Annotated in this window: 15 protein-coding genes and 1 pseudogene; 13 read left to right on the plus strand and 3 right to left on the minus strand. The window is 60.0% G+C overall.

Features of this window, described 5'->3' with window-relative positions; genetic code table 11:
• Positions 1-80 precede the first annotated feature (80 nt).
• From EIC84_RS14165 to EIC84_RS14195, 7 genes are all read left to right on the plus strand, one after another.
• Positions 81-404 (plus strand): helix-turn-helix transcriptional regulator, encoded by a 324-nt coding sequence (locus EIC84_RS14165; protein ID WP_003066631.1) that lies wholly within the window; start codon positions 81-83, stop codon positions 402-404.
• Between the two features lie 46 nt (positions 405-450).
• Positions 451-957, plus strand: a complete 507-nt coding sequence (locus EIC84_RS14170) for an arsenate reductase ArsC (RefSeq protein WP_003066630.1) — start codon at positions 451-453, stop codon at positions 955-957.
• Between the two features lie 122 nt (positions 958-1,079).
• Positions 1,080-2,369, plus strand: coding sequence for an arsenic transporter (locus EIC84_RS14175; protein WP_003066629.1), 1,290 nt, complete (start codon positions 1,080-1,082; stop codon positions 2,367-2,369).
• Between the two features lie 25 nt (positions 2,370-2,394).
• The gene (arsC, locus tag EIC84_RS14180; RefSeq protein ID WP_003066628.1) at positions 2,395-2,826 is read left to right on the plus strand and encodes an arsenate reductase (glutaredoxin); all 432 of its coding nucleotides are present in this window, start codon (positions 2,395-2,397) and stop codon (positions 2,824-2,826) included.
• Positions 2,813-3,529 carry an arsenical resistance protein ArsH gene (gene arsH, locus EIC84_RS14185; RefSeq protein ID WP_003066626.1) on the plus strand — a complete coding sequence of 239 codons (717 nt, stop codon included), beginning with the start codon at positions 2,813-2,815 and terminating at the stop codon, positions 3,527-3,529. Before arsC ends, arsH begins: the two co-directional genes overlap by 14 nt.
• A 9-nt stretch (positions 3,530-3,538) precedes the next feature.
• Entirely contained in the window at positions 3,539-4,723 is a 1,185-nt protein-coding gene (locus EIC84_RS14190; protein ID WP_034362337.1) for an MFS transporter, read from the plus strand.
• Between the two features lie 19 nt (positions 4,724-4,742).
• Positions 4,743-5,795 (plus strand): ArsO family NAD(P)H-dependent flavin-containing monooxygenase, encoded by a 1,053-nt coding sequence (locus EIC84_RS14195; protein ID WP_003066622.1) that lies wholly within the window; start codon positions 4,743-4,745, stop codon positions 5,793-5,795.
• 157 nt (positions 5,796-5,952) lie between these two features.
• On the opposite strand, the gene EIC84_RS14200 is transcribed toward EIC84_RS14195, so the two are convergent.
• On the minus strand, positions 5,953-6,894 hold the full coding sequence (locus EIC84_RS14200; RefSeq protein WP_003066621.1) for a LysR family transcriptional regulator: 942 nt from the start codon (positions 6,892-6,894) through the stop codon (positions 5,953-5,955).
• A 139-nt stretch (positions 6,895-7,033) separates the two neighbouring features.
• Here EIC84_RS14200 and EIC84_RS14205 point away from each other — a divergent pair, with 139 nt between their 5' ends.
• From EIC84_RS14205 to EIC84_RS26335, 4 genes and pseudogenes are all read left to right on the plus strand, one after another.
• Positions 7,034-8,290: an FAD-dependent monooxygenase gene (locus EIC84_RS14205; protein ID WP_003066619.1), complete on the plus strand. Its 1,257-nt coding sequence runs from the start codon at positions 7,034-7,036 to the stop codon at positions 8,288-8,290.
• 353 nt (positions 8,291-8,643) lie between these two features.
• Positions 8,644-9,786, plus strand: a complete 1,143-nt coding sequence (locus EIC84_RS14210; RefSeq protein WP_003066617.1) for a porin — start codon at positions 8,644-8,646, stop codon at positions 9,784-9,786.
• Positions 9,787-9,893: 107 nt separating this feature from the next.
• Entirely contained in the window at positions 9,894-11,474 is a 1,581-nt protein-coding gene (locus tag EIC84_RS14215; RefSeq protein ID WP_003066615.1) for an esterase-like activity of phytase family protein, read from the plus strand.
• Positions 11,475-11,505: 31 nt separating this feature from the next.
• Positions 11,506-11,649, plus strand: a pseudogene (locus tag EIC84_RS26335) (IS3 family transposase); the annotation flags it as partial.
• Positions 11,650-11,695: 46 nt separating this feature from the next.
• On the opposite strand, the gene EIC84_RS14225 reads toward EIC84_RS26335, so the two are convergent.
• Complete coding sequence (locus EIC84_RS14225; RefSeq protein ID WP_003066613.1) at positions 11,696-12,277, minus strand: TetR/AcrR family transcriptional regulator; 582 nt, start codon at positions 12,275-12,277, stop codon at positions 11,696-11,698.
• Between the two features lie 97 nt (positions 12,278-12,374).
• Here EIC84_RS14225 and fabF point away from each other — a divergent pair, with 97 nt between their 5' ends.
• Complete coding sequence (fabF, locus tag EIC84_RS14230; RefSeq protein WP_080554168.1) at positions 12,375-13,646, plus strand: beta-ketoacyl-ACP synthase II; 1,272 nt, start codon at positions 12,375-12,377, stop codon at positions 13,644-13,646.
• Between the two features lie 237 nt (positions 13,647-13,883).
• Here the strand turns inward: fabF and EIC84_RS14235 are convergent, their stop codons facing one another.
• Positions 13,884-14,792 carry a sulfite exporter TauE/SafE family protein gene (locus EIC84_RS14235; protein ID WP_003066609.1) on the minus strand — a complete coding sequence of 303 codons (909 nt, stop codon included), beginning with the start codon at positions 14,790-14,792 and terminating at the stop codon, positions 13,884-13,886.
• Positions 14,793-14,812: 20 nt separating this feature from the next.
• On the opposite strand from EIC84_RS14235, the gene EIC84_RS14240 reads away from it, so the two are divergent.
• Positions 14,813-15,583: a helix-turn-helix domain-containing protein gene (locus EIC84_RS14240; protein ID WP_003066607.1), complete on the plus strand. Its 771-nt coding sequence runs from the start codon at positions 14,813-14,815 to the stop codon at positions 15,581-15,583.
• The last annotated feature ends 88 nt before the right edge of the window (positions 15,584-15,671 follow it).

Below are 15,671 nucleotides of genomic sequence, written 5' to 3' on the forward strand. Positions count from 1 at the left end.
GCGGTCGTTGGCATTCTGCGGTCCTAAAACGGTGCCCATTTTTTTGAACATTAATTCAACAATTGATGTAATATTAACTAATGCAAGAAGCAAACGTCATCCGCTCGCTCTCCGCTCTGGCCCATGAGGCCCGATTGCGCGTATTTCGGGCCCTTGTTGTGGCCGGGCCTGAAGGCCTGACACCTAGTGCATTAGCTGAGCAGCTAGGCATCGCGCCGAATGCACTGTCCTTTCATTTGAAAGAGCTTTTTCATGCCGACCTGGTCAGCCAGGAACGGCAGGGCCGAAACGTGCTCTATCGCGCGGCCTTCCCCGTGATGAACGATCTGGTGGCATATCTCACCGAGAACTGCTGCCAGGGCGCGGTTTGTACCGATGACGCCGCTATGCCATGCCAGTGCTAGACGTCGCTGCAAGCTTTTCCCACACCCAAGTCCTGCTGCCAAAACCATGTCTGACAACAAAGCTCCCCTGAACGTCCTGTTCCTGTGCACTCACAACTCGGCACGCAGCATCTTGGCCGAGGCCTTGCTCAACGATATGGGTCAAGGCCGTTTTAAGGCCTATTCGGCGGGCAGCAGCCCCCGAGAGAATCAACAACCCAATCCGCTGGGGCTGCAAGTGCTGCAAAAGGCCGGTGTCTCGGTAGATGGTTTGCGCAGCAAGAGCTGGGACGAGTTTGCCGTTTCTGGCGCGCCGCATATGGATCTGATCATCACCGTGTGCGACAACGCCGCTGGCGAAGTCTGTCCGTTTTGGCCTGGTCACCCCGCCACAGCGCATTGGGGCTACCCGGACCCCTCGGAAGGCGATGCCTCTGACGAGGCAAAGCTGGAAGCCTTCCGGCAGACGATGCACATGATTCGTTGTCGCCTGGAGCTATTGGTGAACCTGCCGGCGCAAAAGCTGGAGCAGGCTGTGCTGCAGTCTACGGCGCGTGAACTCTCTTCGCACTGAATCCCGTTACTGCCATTGCGATCCAGATCCAAAGTCTGGATTGCAGCACCAGGCTTCACTGACGTCCGCACGCTGTGGGCGGCACTGATGCCGACTCATAGCTTTTCTAGGACCTATACGTCATGTTGGCGGCCATCCTGATTTTCATCTTCACCCTGGCGCTGGTTATCTGGCAGCCACGCGGCCTTGGTATTGGTTGGAGCGCCTCGATTGGGGCCGGTGTCGCGCTGCTGATGGGAGTCGTGCACTTGGCTGATATTCCGGTGGTCTGGCATATCGTCTGGAATGCCACGGCGACCTTTGTCGCCGTCATTATCATCAGCCTTTTGCTGGATGAGGCCGGTTTCTTCGAATGGGCTGCATTGCACTTTGCCCGCTGGGGTGGTGGCAGTGGAGTCAAGCTGTTTGCTTTCATCGTGCTGCTGGGGGCCGCCGTTTCGGCCCTGTTCGCCAATGACGGAGCCGCCCTGATTCTCACGCCCATCGTGATGGCCATGCTGGTGGCGTTGGGCTTTTCTCCGGCAGCAACGCTGGCATTTGTCATGGCCGCCGGGTTTATTGCCGACACCGCGAGTCTGCCGCTGATTGTCTCCAATCTGGTGAATATCGTCTCCGCCGACTTTTTCAAGATCGGCTTCAACGACTACGCATCGGTGATGGTGCCGGTCAACATCGCCTCGGTCCTGGCCAGCCTCGGTGTGCTGCTGCTGTTTTTCCGACGCGATATTCCTGCCACCTACGATGTGGCCCAGCTCAAACAGCCGTCGGCTGCGATCAAGGATGTGGCCACCTTCCAGGCTGGCTGGGTCGTGCTGGTCTTGCTTCTGGTCGGCTTCTTCGCGCTGGAGCCCCTGGGCGTCCCTGTCAGTGCTGTGGCAGCCGTGGGAGCTGCGATCTTGCTGGCGGTGGCTGCGCGTGGCCATGTCATCAGCACCAGGAAAGTGCTTCATGGCGCTCCGTGGCAGATCGTGGTGTTCTCGCTGGGGATGTACCTGGTGGTCTATGGGCTGCGCAACGCGGGGCTTACGGATTACATCGCCATGCTGCTGAACCAGCTTGCAGCCGGTGGCGTGTGGGCCGCTTCACTGGGCACAGGCGTGCTGTCTGCGGTGCTGTCTTCCATCATGAACAACATGCCCACGGTCTTGATCGGAGCCTTGTCCATCGATGCGTCCACAGCCAGCGGTGCTGTCAAGGAGGCCATGGTGTACGCCAATGTGATTGGCTGCGATCTGGGTCCCAAGATCACGCCGATTGGCAGCTTGGCCACCTTGCTGTGGCTGCATGTGCTGGGCAAGAAAGGCACAACGATTGGCTGGGGCTACTACCTCAAAGTCGGCGCGGTACTGACTCTGCCCGTGCTGCTCATTACCCTTGCCGCCCTGGCCTTGCGGCTCAGCGTGGTGCCATGAATCTTTGCAACGGAAATCTTGCGTTATGAGCGACATCACGATTTACCACAACCCTTCTTGCGGCACCTCCCGCAACGTCCTGGCCCTGATCCGCAATAGTGGGGTGGAACCCATGGTCATCGAATATCTCAAGACGCCGCCTGATCGCGCCACGCTGGCGGGCCTGATCCAGGCCATGGGCATGCCAGTGCGCGATGTGTTGCGCCAAAAAGGTACGCCGTATGACGAGCTTGGCTTGGGCGCGCCCAAATGGACGGATGAGCAATTGATTGACTTCATGCTCCAACACCCCATCCTGATCAATCGCCCGATAGTGGTCACCCCTCTGGGAACCCGCTTATGCCGTCCCTCGGAGGCCGTGCTGGACATCCTGCCAAAGCCTCAACAGGCCGCATTCTCCAAAGAAGACGGGGAAGCCGTCATTGACTCGAAAGGAAATCGAATTGGCAAGCTCTGATCTACCGAACCTCGACGAACAAGTCTTTGAAAAGCCCAGCCTGGAAGGCCTGTTGCCCGCGCAGCGCGCGACGCATGCGCCGCGCATTCTGCTGCTGTATGGCTCGGTTCGTGACCGCTCCTACAGCCGACTGCTGACCGAAGAGGCGGCGCGCCTGCTGCGCAAGATGGGGGCCGAGACCAGGATCTTCGATCCGCGTGGCCTGCCGCAGCCCGATGGTGCCCCCGACGATCACCCGAAGGTCAAGGAACTGCGTGAGCTGGCTGTGTGGGCCGAGGGCATGGTCTGGACCTCTCCAGAGCGTCATGGTGCCATGAGCAGCATCCTCAAAGCGCAGATAGACTGGATTCCTTTGTCCGCTGGTGCCGTGCGACCGACGCAAGGCAAGACATTGGCGGTGATGCAAGTCTCGGGTGGTTCGCAGTCCTTCAATGCGGTCAACCAGATGCGGGTGCTGGGTCGCTGGATGCGCATGATCACCGTCCCGAATCAGTCGTCCGTTGCCAAGGCATTTGCCGAGTTCGACGAGGCTGGCCGAATGAAGCCCTCTTCGTATTACGAACGGGTGGTGGACGTGATGGAAGAGTTGGTCAAGTTCACGCTGCTGACGCGAGACTGTTCGGACTACCTGGTGGATCGCTACAGCGAGCGCCGTGAAAGTGCCGAAGAACTGTCCAAACGGGTCAACCAACGCAGCATTTAAACGATGCAGATGGCACTGAACCGCACGCAAGTCACAGTCATGCTCGGGATTGCCCAGACCCTGTCCTGGGCCTCGTCGTACTACTTGCTCGCGGTGCTGGCCAGGCCAATCAGTCAGTCGACAAGCACCTTGTACTCTCTGGTGTTCGGCGCTTTCTCTGCAGCCTTGCTGGTGGCTGCAGCGGTAGGCCCCATCGCGGGCCGACTGATTGATCGCTTTGGCGGAAGGTCGGTGCTTCTCGCCAGCAATCTGGTTTTTGCCTGTGGCTTGCTGATGTTGAGCCAGGCCACGCAGACACTGCATATCTTCGTGGCGTGGGCGTTCATGGGCGTGGCGATGGGCAGCGGCCTCTACGAAGCCGCGTTTGCCAGTGTTGTGCACCTGTATGGCCAGGATGCGCGCCCAGCCATTACCGGAATCACGCTTTTTGCTGGCTTTGCCAGCACCGTGGGCTGGCCGCTTTCCAGCTATCTGGAAGGTCTTTACGACTGGCGCGTCGTATGCATTTTCTGGGCCGCTTTGCACCTGCTGCTCGGCCTTCCGCTCAATGCCTTGTTATCGCGTGCCAAGCCCAACCCGAGGGAAGTGGTTAAAGAACAAAAGCCGCCTGGAGCTGAGTCTCAGGGCGGAAACAACGCAGGCATCAGTCTTAAGCGCACTGCCTATCTGATGGCCTACGTTTTCGCGGCGTCCTGGTTCATCAGCACAGCCATGGCTTCCCACCTGCCTCAGATACTTCAGGCCAGCGGTGCAACTTTGGCTGCTTCGATTGCTGCTGCTGCATTGGTCGGGCCTGCCCAGGTTGCAGGTCGGGTGCTGGAATACAGCTTTCTCAAGAAAGCACACCCGTTGCTGTCGGCGCGCCTGGCCATTCTTGCCCATCCATTGGCTGCCGTCTGTCTGGCCCTGGCCGGTGCGTCGGCAGCCAGCGTTTTTGCCATCCTGCACGGCCTTGGCAATGGCATCTTGACGATTGCCATAGGCACACTGCCGCTCAAGGTGTTCGGATCTCAAGGGTATGGCCAGCGCCAAGGTTGGCTCATGGTTCCAGCACGTATCGTGCAGGCAGGCTCACCATTTCTTTACGGGCTGGCTGTCGCAAATTGGGGCAGCCAGGCTCTGTGGCTGTCTTCCCTGCTGGCGATTAGCGCATTTGCGGCTCTGTGGTCGATGCGTGTGAATGCACAGCAATGAAGACAAAGAGAGGTCAACAATGTCGTTTCACGATGTGATCATCGTTGGGGCAGGTCAAGCAGGCCTATCGGTGGCGTACTTTCTGCGTCGCTCCAATCTGTCGGTGCTGCTGCTGGATGCCGAGGAAGCCGGAGGCGGGGCCTGGCAGCATGGATGGGACTCGCTGAGGCTTTTTTCTCCCGCTTCCTGGAGTTCCATCGCGGGATGGCCAATGCCTGCTTCGGGTGAGCAATATCCAAGTCGTGACAATGTGGTCGACTATCTTCGCAAGTACGAAGCACGCTACGAACTCAAGATCGAGAGGCCGGTATGCGTCACAGGCATTGAACCTACTGAGCAAGGCTTCCAGGTCAATGCCGGAGTGAGAAGCTGGCATTCGCGTGCCGTTGTATTTGCCACGGGAACATGGCGAAATCCATTTGTCCCCAACGTTGAGGGTTTGATGTCCTTCAAGGGGCAACAGTTGCACTCAGCTCAGTACGCATCTCCTGAGCCGTTCACAGGCAAGAGGGTGATGGTGGTCGGCGGAGGAAACTCCGGCGCACAGATCCTGGCGGAGGTCTCGCTTGTTGCGCAGTCCACGACCTGGGTCACGCTGGAGCCTCCAGCCTTTTTACCGGACGAAGTCGATGGGCGAGTACTCTTCGAGAGGGCTACTGCACGTTGGCAGGCATTGCAGGAAGGCAAAGATCCGGAGAACCTGCCGGGTGGCTTTGGCGATATCGTGATGGTTCCCCCTGTCCTTGACGCACGCCAGCGCGGCGTGCTGCAGTCTGTCGGCCCGTTTGAGAGCCTCACGGCGGACGGGGCCGGATGGCGCGACGGGAGTACCAAATCCTTTGACGCGGTCATCTGGTGTACCGGCTTTAGGCCAGCGTTACAGTCTCTGGAGACTCTTGGCGTTGTCAACGAATCCAGAGTCACGGTAGACGGCACCCAGGTGCATGGCGTCCCAGGTTTATGGCTTGTGGGCTACGGTGAATGGACCGGGCCAGCGTCTGCCACGCTCATTGGAGTCATGCGCACAGCTCGTAGCACAGCAAGCGAGATTACGCGGTACCTATTGAACTGAATGACCGCTGCTCCTGAATCTAAAGGTCTGCTGTGGGTCGTGAGCAGCCCCTTTTCGTTGGCAGCGACAGGCCAGAAGCGGGCATTGAGAGAGTCATTCCAAGCGACTGCTTGCGCTCCGAAGGACTCCACTTTGAGCCCGGTGCACCACTTCGATCCTAGACTGTCCCCCAAGGTCTGGGGCCCATGGGAGGGCTAATCGAGCCAGACAACCGCACTTGTATCAATTCCAGCAGTGCCCGGGCACGAGCAGTCACGGAATGGCGATGGCTGTATGCCCCCAGCAATTGCAGAGGGGCAGGACGAAGGTCCAGTGACACTTCCTGCAACCGACCCGTTGCAAGGTCTTCCTGGCAGGGATAGGCCGCCACAATCGCGAAGCCGATGCCTTGCCGTGCGCCTGCCACGGCCAGTTCTCCACTGTTGACGCGGTAGCGGCTGCGGACCGGCACCTTGACGATTTCTCCCGCGGCGTCCTGAAACTGCCAAGGTTGACCCTTCAGCGCACTGAGGGTGGTGATGCAGGGCAGGGATTTCAGTTCGCGCACATGGCGTGGCATACCGGTCCTGGCCAGCAAGGAGGGGGCGGCAACCACGATGCTGGGCAGTGTGGCGAGTTCGCGGGTGATGAAAGCACTGTCCTCTTGATGGCCCCGATGGAAGACGATGGAAAGGTCGACGTCCTCTCGAAGTACCTCCAGCCCGGTCATCCGGGTATCGCATTCGAGCTCGATGCCTGGATGGAGGCTACAGAATTCGGCGAGGATGGGAGCCAGCAGCCTTGGTGCCTCCCCGGGCATGCAGATCTTCAGAGGTCCACGCAGTTCGCGCTGCACCGCGCCAAGCTCCTCCTGTGTAGAGAGCAGTGTGTCGAGCAGGGGCTTGGCGCGTTCGTAGAGCAATCGGCCGGCTTCCGTCATGCGCAGGTGGCGGGTGCTTCGCTCCAGCAGGCGTGTACCGAGTCGGCGCTCCAGTGATGCAACGTGGCGGCTGACGTTGGACGAGGGCATGGCCAAAAGCCGCGATGCGCCGGCAAAGCTTTGCTCATCAACAACCGCCGTATAGACGCGTACGGTATTCAGGTCGAGTGCATCGCGCATTGATTATCCCGTTTGAGGTATGAAAACGTCCCAATTTTGCATGCTAGTTCTCTGTAGTGGCGAAATATAAGATGCCCTTTTGCTCGATGCAACGCAGTGCGCCATACATCGGGCATCGTATGGACAGGAGAGATTCAGCGTGGAAATTGGAATACTTGGCGGTGGCATTGCAGGCTTGAGCGTGGCGCTGGCTTTGCGCAAGCAGGGTTACAACCCTCGGGTCTATGAGCGTCGAACGGAGCCGGCAACCATGGGGGCAGGCGTGACGCTCTGGCCCAATGCGAGCTTTGTGCTGGAAGAGCTGGGGCTGCTGCAAGACATAGCGGCCATTGGCGGTCGGCCGCTGACAATGCGCCGCCAGGATGCCATGGGCAATGCATTGGGAGGCCTCGATATCGCCTTGCTGGACCGGACGATGGGATACCCAACCTACACGGTGCTGCGCAGGCACTTGCAGAAGGTGTTGCTCGACCATGCGGCACGGCAGGGGATTCCGGTGGAGTTCGGATACCAGGCGGTGGCCATTGAGCTGGATACCCATGGCAGAGCCGTGGCCCGTTTCGAAAATGGCGCGAGCATCCGCCCGGATCTGCTTATTGGCGCCGACGGCCGCATGGAGTCGGTGGCGCGCAAGTTTGTCGCGGGTGACAACACACCTGTCTATCAGGGCTTTGTCAACTGGATCGGCGTGGCGCAGGGGCCGCATGCGCTGGTGGACGATATTTCGATTCAGGACTTTTGGGGGGCGGGGGAGCGCTTTGGTTGCGTGCCGATTCGCCCCGAACTGGTGTATTGGGCTGCGGCGCAGGCACGGCCCCTCAATGAGGTTACGCCCACCGCAGATCTGCGCAAGGAGGTCGAGAAGCTGTTCGCGCGATGGCCTGAGCCGGTCTTGGCAATCATCCGTGCCACGCCCGAGAATGCTATCCGGCTGATTGCGGTGCATGACCTGGAGCCGCTGCATACATGGAGCAGGGCGAATGTGCTGCTGGTTGGCGATGCCGCGCATGCGCCGTTGCCGACGTCGGGGCAGGGTGCCTGCCAGGCACTGGAAGATGCGTGGCATTTGGCCCGGTGCCTGGATGGCGCAAGCGGCGGCTTGGACGATGTCTTCCAGGCGTTTGCGAAAATCCGAGCCTCGAAAACCGCAAGGCTGGCGGAACAAGGTCGGGTCTTCGCACGCGGGTTGTTCGCCACTGATCCTGAAACCTGCCGCATCCGCAATGAGCGTGCCAGGGCGTCCGATCCTATGCATGACGTGCAGGTCTTGGCAGCCGGATGGGGGCAGGGCCTGCCAATGCCTGGCTGCCCCGACGGCACGCCGGGGCAGGAGGGAGGCATCGGCAGCCTGTACCGCATTGAATTTCACGCGGATGGAAAGCCAGGTCGCCAGTGACGAGAGTCGCGCGGCCGGCTGAGCTTTTCCAGGCGCTGGATGTGCCTCGTCGGTTTTTATTCAGGCGCCTTTTTCCATGCATCCGGCTAGCGCGCATGTGTGCACCAGCCGGTAAGCGCTGCATAGCAGGCATGGACATTGGCACTTGAACGACCGCAACGGGTTGATCTGCGACTGCCGCAGTCCGGCCAGGGGCTGCTGGTAGCTAACTCTGCGCATGCACCGCTGCTGTTACTTTCATGTCACACAGTACAAACGTCACGAAAAGTACTTATGTGTTGCTTAGAGTTTCGGTGGCGGTTGCAAGAGAGCCACCGCCATTCCCTCTGATAAGTTCCGTTCGTATCTCGCCAATGAAAAATCATAAAACGTGTTCGCGCACCCTGGCAGTCGTGGTTGGCTCATTCCTAGCCTCTTCATCCAGCCTGGCCCTGGCACAGTCTTCCATCACCATTTTTGGCGTAGTGGACGTCGGCATCACCAGTGCCAAGTCCGGCGGCAACAGGCTCAATGCTCTGAACTCCAGCCAAGGCAAGACCAGCCTGATCGGCTTTCGCGGCACCGAAGACCTCGGCGGCGGCAACCAGGCTCAGTTCTGGCTCGAAGGTGGCCTCAGCCCTGACACCGGTAGTGGCGGCAGCAGCGGCTCTTTGGGTTTCGAGCGCCGTTCCACTATCGGACTGATCAACAATTCCTGGGGTGAAATCCGCCTGGGTCGCGACTACACCCCCAGCTACAACATCTTCACCGCGTTCGGGGGCCCTGATACCACCACCGGCGTGCAGGCCAATCTGTTCCAGACGATCCGCCAGACTGCGTATAACGCCGCCAGCCAAAGCGGCACGGTGGATCGCACGCGCATCAGCAACTCCGTGGGCTACTTTCTGCCGCGCAACCTGGGCGGTGTCTATGGCCAGTTCTCGGTTTCCTTTGGTGATGAAAACGCCTCCAACTCTGGCGCAAGCAAGGCCCGCAGATACGTAGGCGGTAACCTGGGCTATCGCTCTGGCCCGCTGAACGTGGGTATCGGCTACGGCAAGATCGACGGCACTGCCGCTGTGACTTCGCCCAGCGCCATCGCCGCCACCAGCGATCTTGAAGACTTGGCGCTGGGCGCTTCATACAACTTCGGCAGCTTCGTGCTCAATGGCGGATACAACAGCTTGAAGTGGAAACCCGCCAGCGGCGCAACCTCCGGGAAGGTGGACGGCTTCTACCTGGGCGCTACCATCCCCGTGGGGCCCGGTAGCTTCCGCGTCAAGTACGCCAGCGCCAAGTTCAGCGGTAACGCCACAGCCCTCACGCGCAGCGGTGGCAAGACCGACAAGTATTCGGTCGGATATGTCTACGACTTCTCCAAGCGCACCTCCATGTACGCCGGGATTGCGCGTGTCAACAACAAGAATGGCGCCAGCATTGGCCTAATCGGAGGTCCTGCAGGTGTCGCCAACACCGGGTCGACTGGTGTGGATATCGGCATCAGCCACTCGTTCTGAGCGGCACAACGCCTCTTTGCGCAAAGAAGTCTCCAAGGTCGAGCAGGGCTTTGCCTCGTCGGGCTTGCTTTCGGGGACTTCCATCTTCCTCTCAAGCCATACTTGCCATGCGCCACCTCACTTCTTCATCCTGCCTGATGGCTGCGACCGCCGCCGCGGTTGCCTTGCTGAGCGCCTGCGCCGACACCCGCCCGTTCCAGGTCGCCAGCCCCGAGACGGTCGTGCAGACCACCGGCGTCGGCAGCATCAGCGCCGTCGTCACGCGTCAGGACGTACAGTTCGACGACAAGTTCTATTTCCCTTACGAAGGTCGCCACTCCGCCACCAAGGCCGATTTCCCCAAGGGTTTTCTGCCGGCCTATGGTTCGGGCCTGGCCTTGAAAGGCAGGCGCGCCGACGGCACGCTGGAGTTCTACGCCATCACCGATCGCGGCCCGAACGCCACCACCGGTCCGGTCACGCAGATCACCGACGGCTCCAACCCCACAGGCTTCGCCAGTTCCACGGTGTTTCCTTCGCCCGACTTCACGCCGTCCATCGGCGTGATCACCCTCGGCAAGGATGGAGCCAGGCTCGTCTCGACCCTGCCGGTCAAGTTCAGTGCCGCGCAGAACGCCAATGGTCGTGTGCAGCCACGGGGCATCACAGGCAACACGGGCGAGCAAGTTCTGGACGACTCCTTCACCTATCCCGGCAAGGCCAAGGGCTATAGTGAATTCGGCCTGGACACCGAATCCGTGGTGGTGGATGCAGCACGCAATGTGCTGTGGGTTTCCGACGAATACGGCCCCTTCATCGTGAAGATCGACCCGGCTACCGGCATCATCCTGAAGAAATACAAGCCCGGTACTGGCGCGGCCGATCTGCCTGCCATCCTCGCCAAACGCCGCGCCAACCGTGGCATGGAAGGGCTGAGCATCGATGTGGCCAGCGGCAAGCTGCACGGTTTCCTGCAAAGTCCGCTGAACGACGGCAAGGCCGACTACACCACTGCTGTCGTTCCCGATGCGACCGGCAAGTCGGAAAACGTGCGCGACTACGCCCGCTTTGTGCGCTGGGTGGAGTTTGACCCGACTACCGAGAAAACCCGTTTGTTTGCATTGCCCGTGGACGGCAGCTGGTACGGCCAGGGCAGGACCGGCAACGCCAAGCTAGGTGATGTGGTCTCGCTGGGCAACGGGAAGTTCATCGCCATCGAGCAAGGCACGGGCAAAGACAAAAAAGTCTTTAACGATCTGGTGCTGATCGAGTTTCCGGCCAACGCTACCGACATCACAGCGCAGGGCTCCGACCTGGAAAAGAGCAGCCTGACCGGCAAGCCGGTCAATGGCTCGGACTATTCCAAGGTAGTTCCGCTCAAGAAGACCCGGCTCTTCAACTTGAACGCCACCGGCTGGGTGGCCGAGAAGGCCGAGGGTTTGGCACTGGTCGATGACTACACCTTGGCGCTGACCAACGACACCGACTTCGGTGTCTCGCTGGCCGTGCTGGACACCAGCGGCAAGGAGATCGAAGGCTCGGACGTCACCAAATGCATGGTGGATGCCGACGGCAAGATCGTGAACGATGGCAAGTGCGCCAAGGGCGCGGCGAGCCTGCGCTTTACCACCAATGACGTCAACGATCGCGCGCAGCGACTGTGGACCTTCAGGTTCAGCAAGAAGTTGAGCGAATACGGCGCTTTCTGAACGACAGCGGCGGCACAAGCCGCTCTCTGCTATAGCCAGGGCGCCGCACCGGCGCCAGTCGGCCCGCTCGCAGGAAGGCCGTGTTGATGCGGCGCACAGCGACTTGCGCTGGTGCTCCCACGGTCTGGATATCCAGTGCGACCCGGGCCAGACCGTGACAGCCACCACGCCCAAAATTGAGATGCGCATCAAATGTGCGAGCGCATGCCTGATTCGGGCGACTACGGGGCTAACTGCTCCCGCAAGCTTGCCAATATTTCTTCAGAAAGCGCCGGGTTGCCCGCTGCCGTGGCACGAGCGAGAACCAGGGCGCCAACCATGCTGCTGAGGGTCACGATAGTCTGAGTACGTTTGGCCGCGTCATCACCTTGGAGCACGCTCATAAAGCGCTGGATATTGCGTTCCACTCCCTGGGCAAAAACCTCCGACATCTCAGGCCCCGCTCTTGCTGCATCTGCTGCCAATGCCGCAGCGGGGCAGCCCTCTCCGGGGTGATCGCGATGCGCCGCAGAAAGATAGCCATGCACCAGCGCGCGGAGTCTGGTGGCAGGCGCGCCATCCGCCTCCGAGGACTCCAATCCGTCTAGCGGCGTGATGGTCCACTCAAATGCACGCAGGCAGGCCTCGCGTGCGAGAGCATCCTTGGACTCGAAGTGCCGGTACAGCCCGCCATGTGTCAAGCCCGCATCGCGTGTGATCTCTGCCACGCCCACGCCATCCAGGCCCTTTTCTCGATAAAGGCGCGCAGCGGCATCCACGATTCCTTCGCGGTTCTCGGCGGCCTGTGCTTTGCTCACTTTCATACGTTAGATGATACTCATCATCAAAACGCATTTATGATTGCGATCATCATCAATAAAGTTGGGCTCAGCTCCTGGGTTCAATAGCGGAAGGTGCAGCATGGGTCGTCGGGTAGTCATCACCGGTTTGGGCTTGGTCTCTCCTCTAGGGTGCAATGTGGAGCTGGCCTGGCAGCGCCTGCTGGCCGGCCAGTCCGGGGTACGTGCCTTGAGCGCCGGTGTGGGTGAGGGCACAGGCGTCTCCATCGCCGGACGGGTGCCAGGCCTGGAGGAGGATCCGCAAGCCGGGTGGAGCCCTGAAGCCGTGATCTCGGCCAAGGAGCTACGCCGCATGGATCGTTTCATCGCATTTGCATTGGGGGCAGCAGACCAGGCTTTGGCGCACGCGCAATGGGCTCATCCAGGCGTCGAGCAACAGGAGCGCGCGGCGACTATCATCGGCTCCGGCGTGGGCGGCTTCAGCACCATTGCTGAAGCGGTGCGAACCACGGATGGCAAAGGGCCGCAGCGCTTGTCGCCTTTCACCGTACCGGCGTTCCTGGCCAATCTGGCTTCGGGACAGGTGTCAATCAGGCACCAGCTCAAGGGGCCGTTGGGTGCTCCGGTGACGGCTTGTGCAGCCAGCATCCAGGCCATTGGCGATGCGGCACGTCTGATTCGCAATGACGAAGCAGACATGGCGCTTTGCGGTGGCAGCGAAGCCACGATTGACCGAGTTGCGCTCGGCAGCTTTGCTGCGGCAAAAGCAGTGACCACTTTCTGCGGCGGCGATCCCGCGAAAGCTTCCCGACCTTTCGATCAGGCACGGGACGGTTTTGTCATGGCCGAAGGTGCTGGCCTGCTGGTGCTGGAGGCACTGGATCATGCATTGGCGCGCGGCGCCAGGCCGCTGGCCGAGGTCGTGGGCTATGGCACCTCTGCCGATGCATACCATGTCACCTCAGGTCCAGAAGATGGATCAGGCGCAGCGCGATCGATGTGCGCCGCGTTGCGACAGGCACAGTTGCACGCTCGTGATATTCAACACCTGAATGCTCACGCAACCTCCACTCCCGTGGGTGACCGGGGAGAGCTGGCAGCCATTCGTCAAGTGTTTGGAGCAGATACCGGCCCCTCCATCACGGCCACCAAATCAGCCGTGGGTCACATGCTGGGAGCTGCAGGCGGAGCTGCTGCGATCTTCACCGTATTGGCCTTGCGCGACCAGATCGCGCCACCCGTGCTCAATCTGGAGCATCCAGATCCTCTGGCGGACGGCCTGGACCTGATCGCCGGGAGTGCGCGTGCTCATGCAATAGAGCACGCCATGCTCAATGGATTTGGTTTCGGTGGTGTAAATGCGTCGTTGATTCTGAAGCGATTTACTGCCTGAGCCATACCTGTATCAGAAGCCTCATCAGGCCATATCACCCATGCGGCTCTTGGTAGATCGTTCAGGCTTCTCACCCGAACGAATGCCAATGGCCGCTAGTGCAGGTTCTATAGACGCCTGCGTCAGCAGACGTTCGATGCGCGCAGCAAGTCGGCTGAAGACTGCTTCAGGGGCTCTGGCGAAATAGAGCTTTCGCTCACAAGCCGACGTTCGGGATGAAGGCAGAGTAGATCTCGGTCATGTTGTCACCATGGCCAAAAGAACGGCGATCAACAGTCCCAAATAGACCTTCGCGTGAACTCGGTCTGGAATGCGCCCGATCCAAAGCGATGCTGCACGGATACCAATCCAGGAGCCGGCCACGAGCACAGCAGCAGCTCGTATGTCGATATAGCCGAGGTGCCACTCCCCAAGAGGTAAAGGAGATTGAGTGGACAGGACGATGTAAGTCCCTGTCCCTGCCAGCGCGACCGGCAGTGATAGCGGATTCGCCATGGCGGTTGCTCGTGTCATTTCGATTCCACGGCGGCGCATCAGGGGAACGGTCATCACGCTGCCGCCGACCCCTAGCAATGCAGCAACCCACCCGATCACCAGTCCGGACAATGCATTCGCCAGCGGCCCATGGCGGTGCTGCTTTGCCACGGGCTGAGCAAGAAACCCAGGCCTCAACCAGCAGTCCAGGATGGTCAGCACCAGATATGCCGCAAAGGCCCAACGCAGCCATTCGCTTTGAACAACGGTTGCCGCAAGTGCGCCAAGTACGGCCCCCGCGCCAATGGGACCCAGCAAAGGTCTGACATTCGTCCAATCCACTGTTCCTGCCCGTTGGTGACGCCACGTTGCGAGGAGCGCACCGAAGACCATTACGCAGGTGGATGTTGCAACGGCAATCTGCATGGCTGACTGCCCCACTGCGCTGCCTGGGGCGTTCGGTGCAGACAGCAAGCGGTACAGCAGCGGAACCACCACGAATCCGCCACCGAAACCAAAGAGAACGGTAGTGACGCCTGTCACACATCCGCAGACTGCCAACAACAAATACAAGGACACGAAAAACTCCAATGATGCAGGAGTCGTCACAGTAGATTGCTCTGGAGTGGCGCGCTTTCGATGTTTGGTCAACAATATCTGCATTTCGGCCATTCGCTCCTTGCAGTCTCGCTGTGCGCAATCAATCACTGAACTCCCTCGATGCCACGCCTCGTGCCGTTGTGGCCATTGGCACCGACTACGCGCCTGGCACCGTTCTGGATACTCATAGCCATCGCCGGGCACAGTTCCTCTATGGCGCGACCGGATTGATGGAGGTCGGTACTGACGATGGCGCCTGGGTGATACCTCCCCACTGTGGTGTGTGGATTCCAGCAGGCAAGCCGCACAGGGTGAGGATGGTGGGAGTCAATACTCGAAGCCTGTACATTGAGCCTGACGAGGTGCCACGGAGCCAATCGCATTGCGAGGTGCTGGCCGTGTCCCCGCTGTTACGGCAGCTGCTTATCGAAGCCATCGACTTGCCGGCGCTATATGACGAGCGCGGTCGCGATGGCGTGCTGATGTCGCTTCTGCTGCTGGAGGTCGGCCGCGCAGAAACACTGCCGTTCTTTGCGCCGCTACCGCGGGATGAACGACTGGCGACTCTATGCATTGCTTTCCTTCACCAGCCCGACGTGCGCTTGTCGCCACTGGCCTGGGCGCAGCAGCTACACCAGAGTGAACGCACCTTCAGCCGGTTCTTTCGCTCGCAAACCGGAATATCGTTTTCAGAGTGGAGAAGCCAGGCATGTCTTCTTTTTGCAATGTCCAAACTGGGGTGCGGTGATTCGGTGACAACGGTGGCGCTTCAACTGGGCTATGACAGTCCGGGTGCCTTCTCCACGATGTTTCGCAAGAGGCTCGGGAGCAAGCCGTCAAACTTCATGATGGCAGAGCGGTAATCCGAGCTGATGGCCACGTAGTTCATTCATTACCGGTTAGTGAACGTCTGCCTTCAGGAGCTGGCTTTTTCAGATCAGTCCAACTTGG

The organism is Comamonas sp. A23 (genome assembly GCF_004522605.1).
Lineage (GTDB): Bacteria > Pseudomonadota > Gammaproteobacteria > Burkholderiales > Burkholderiaceae_C > Comamonas > Comamonas thiooxydans.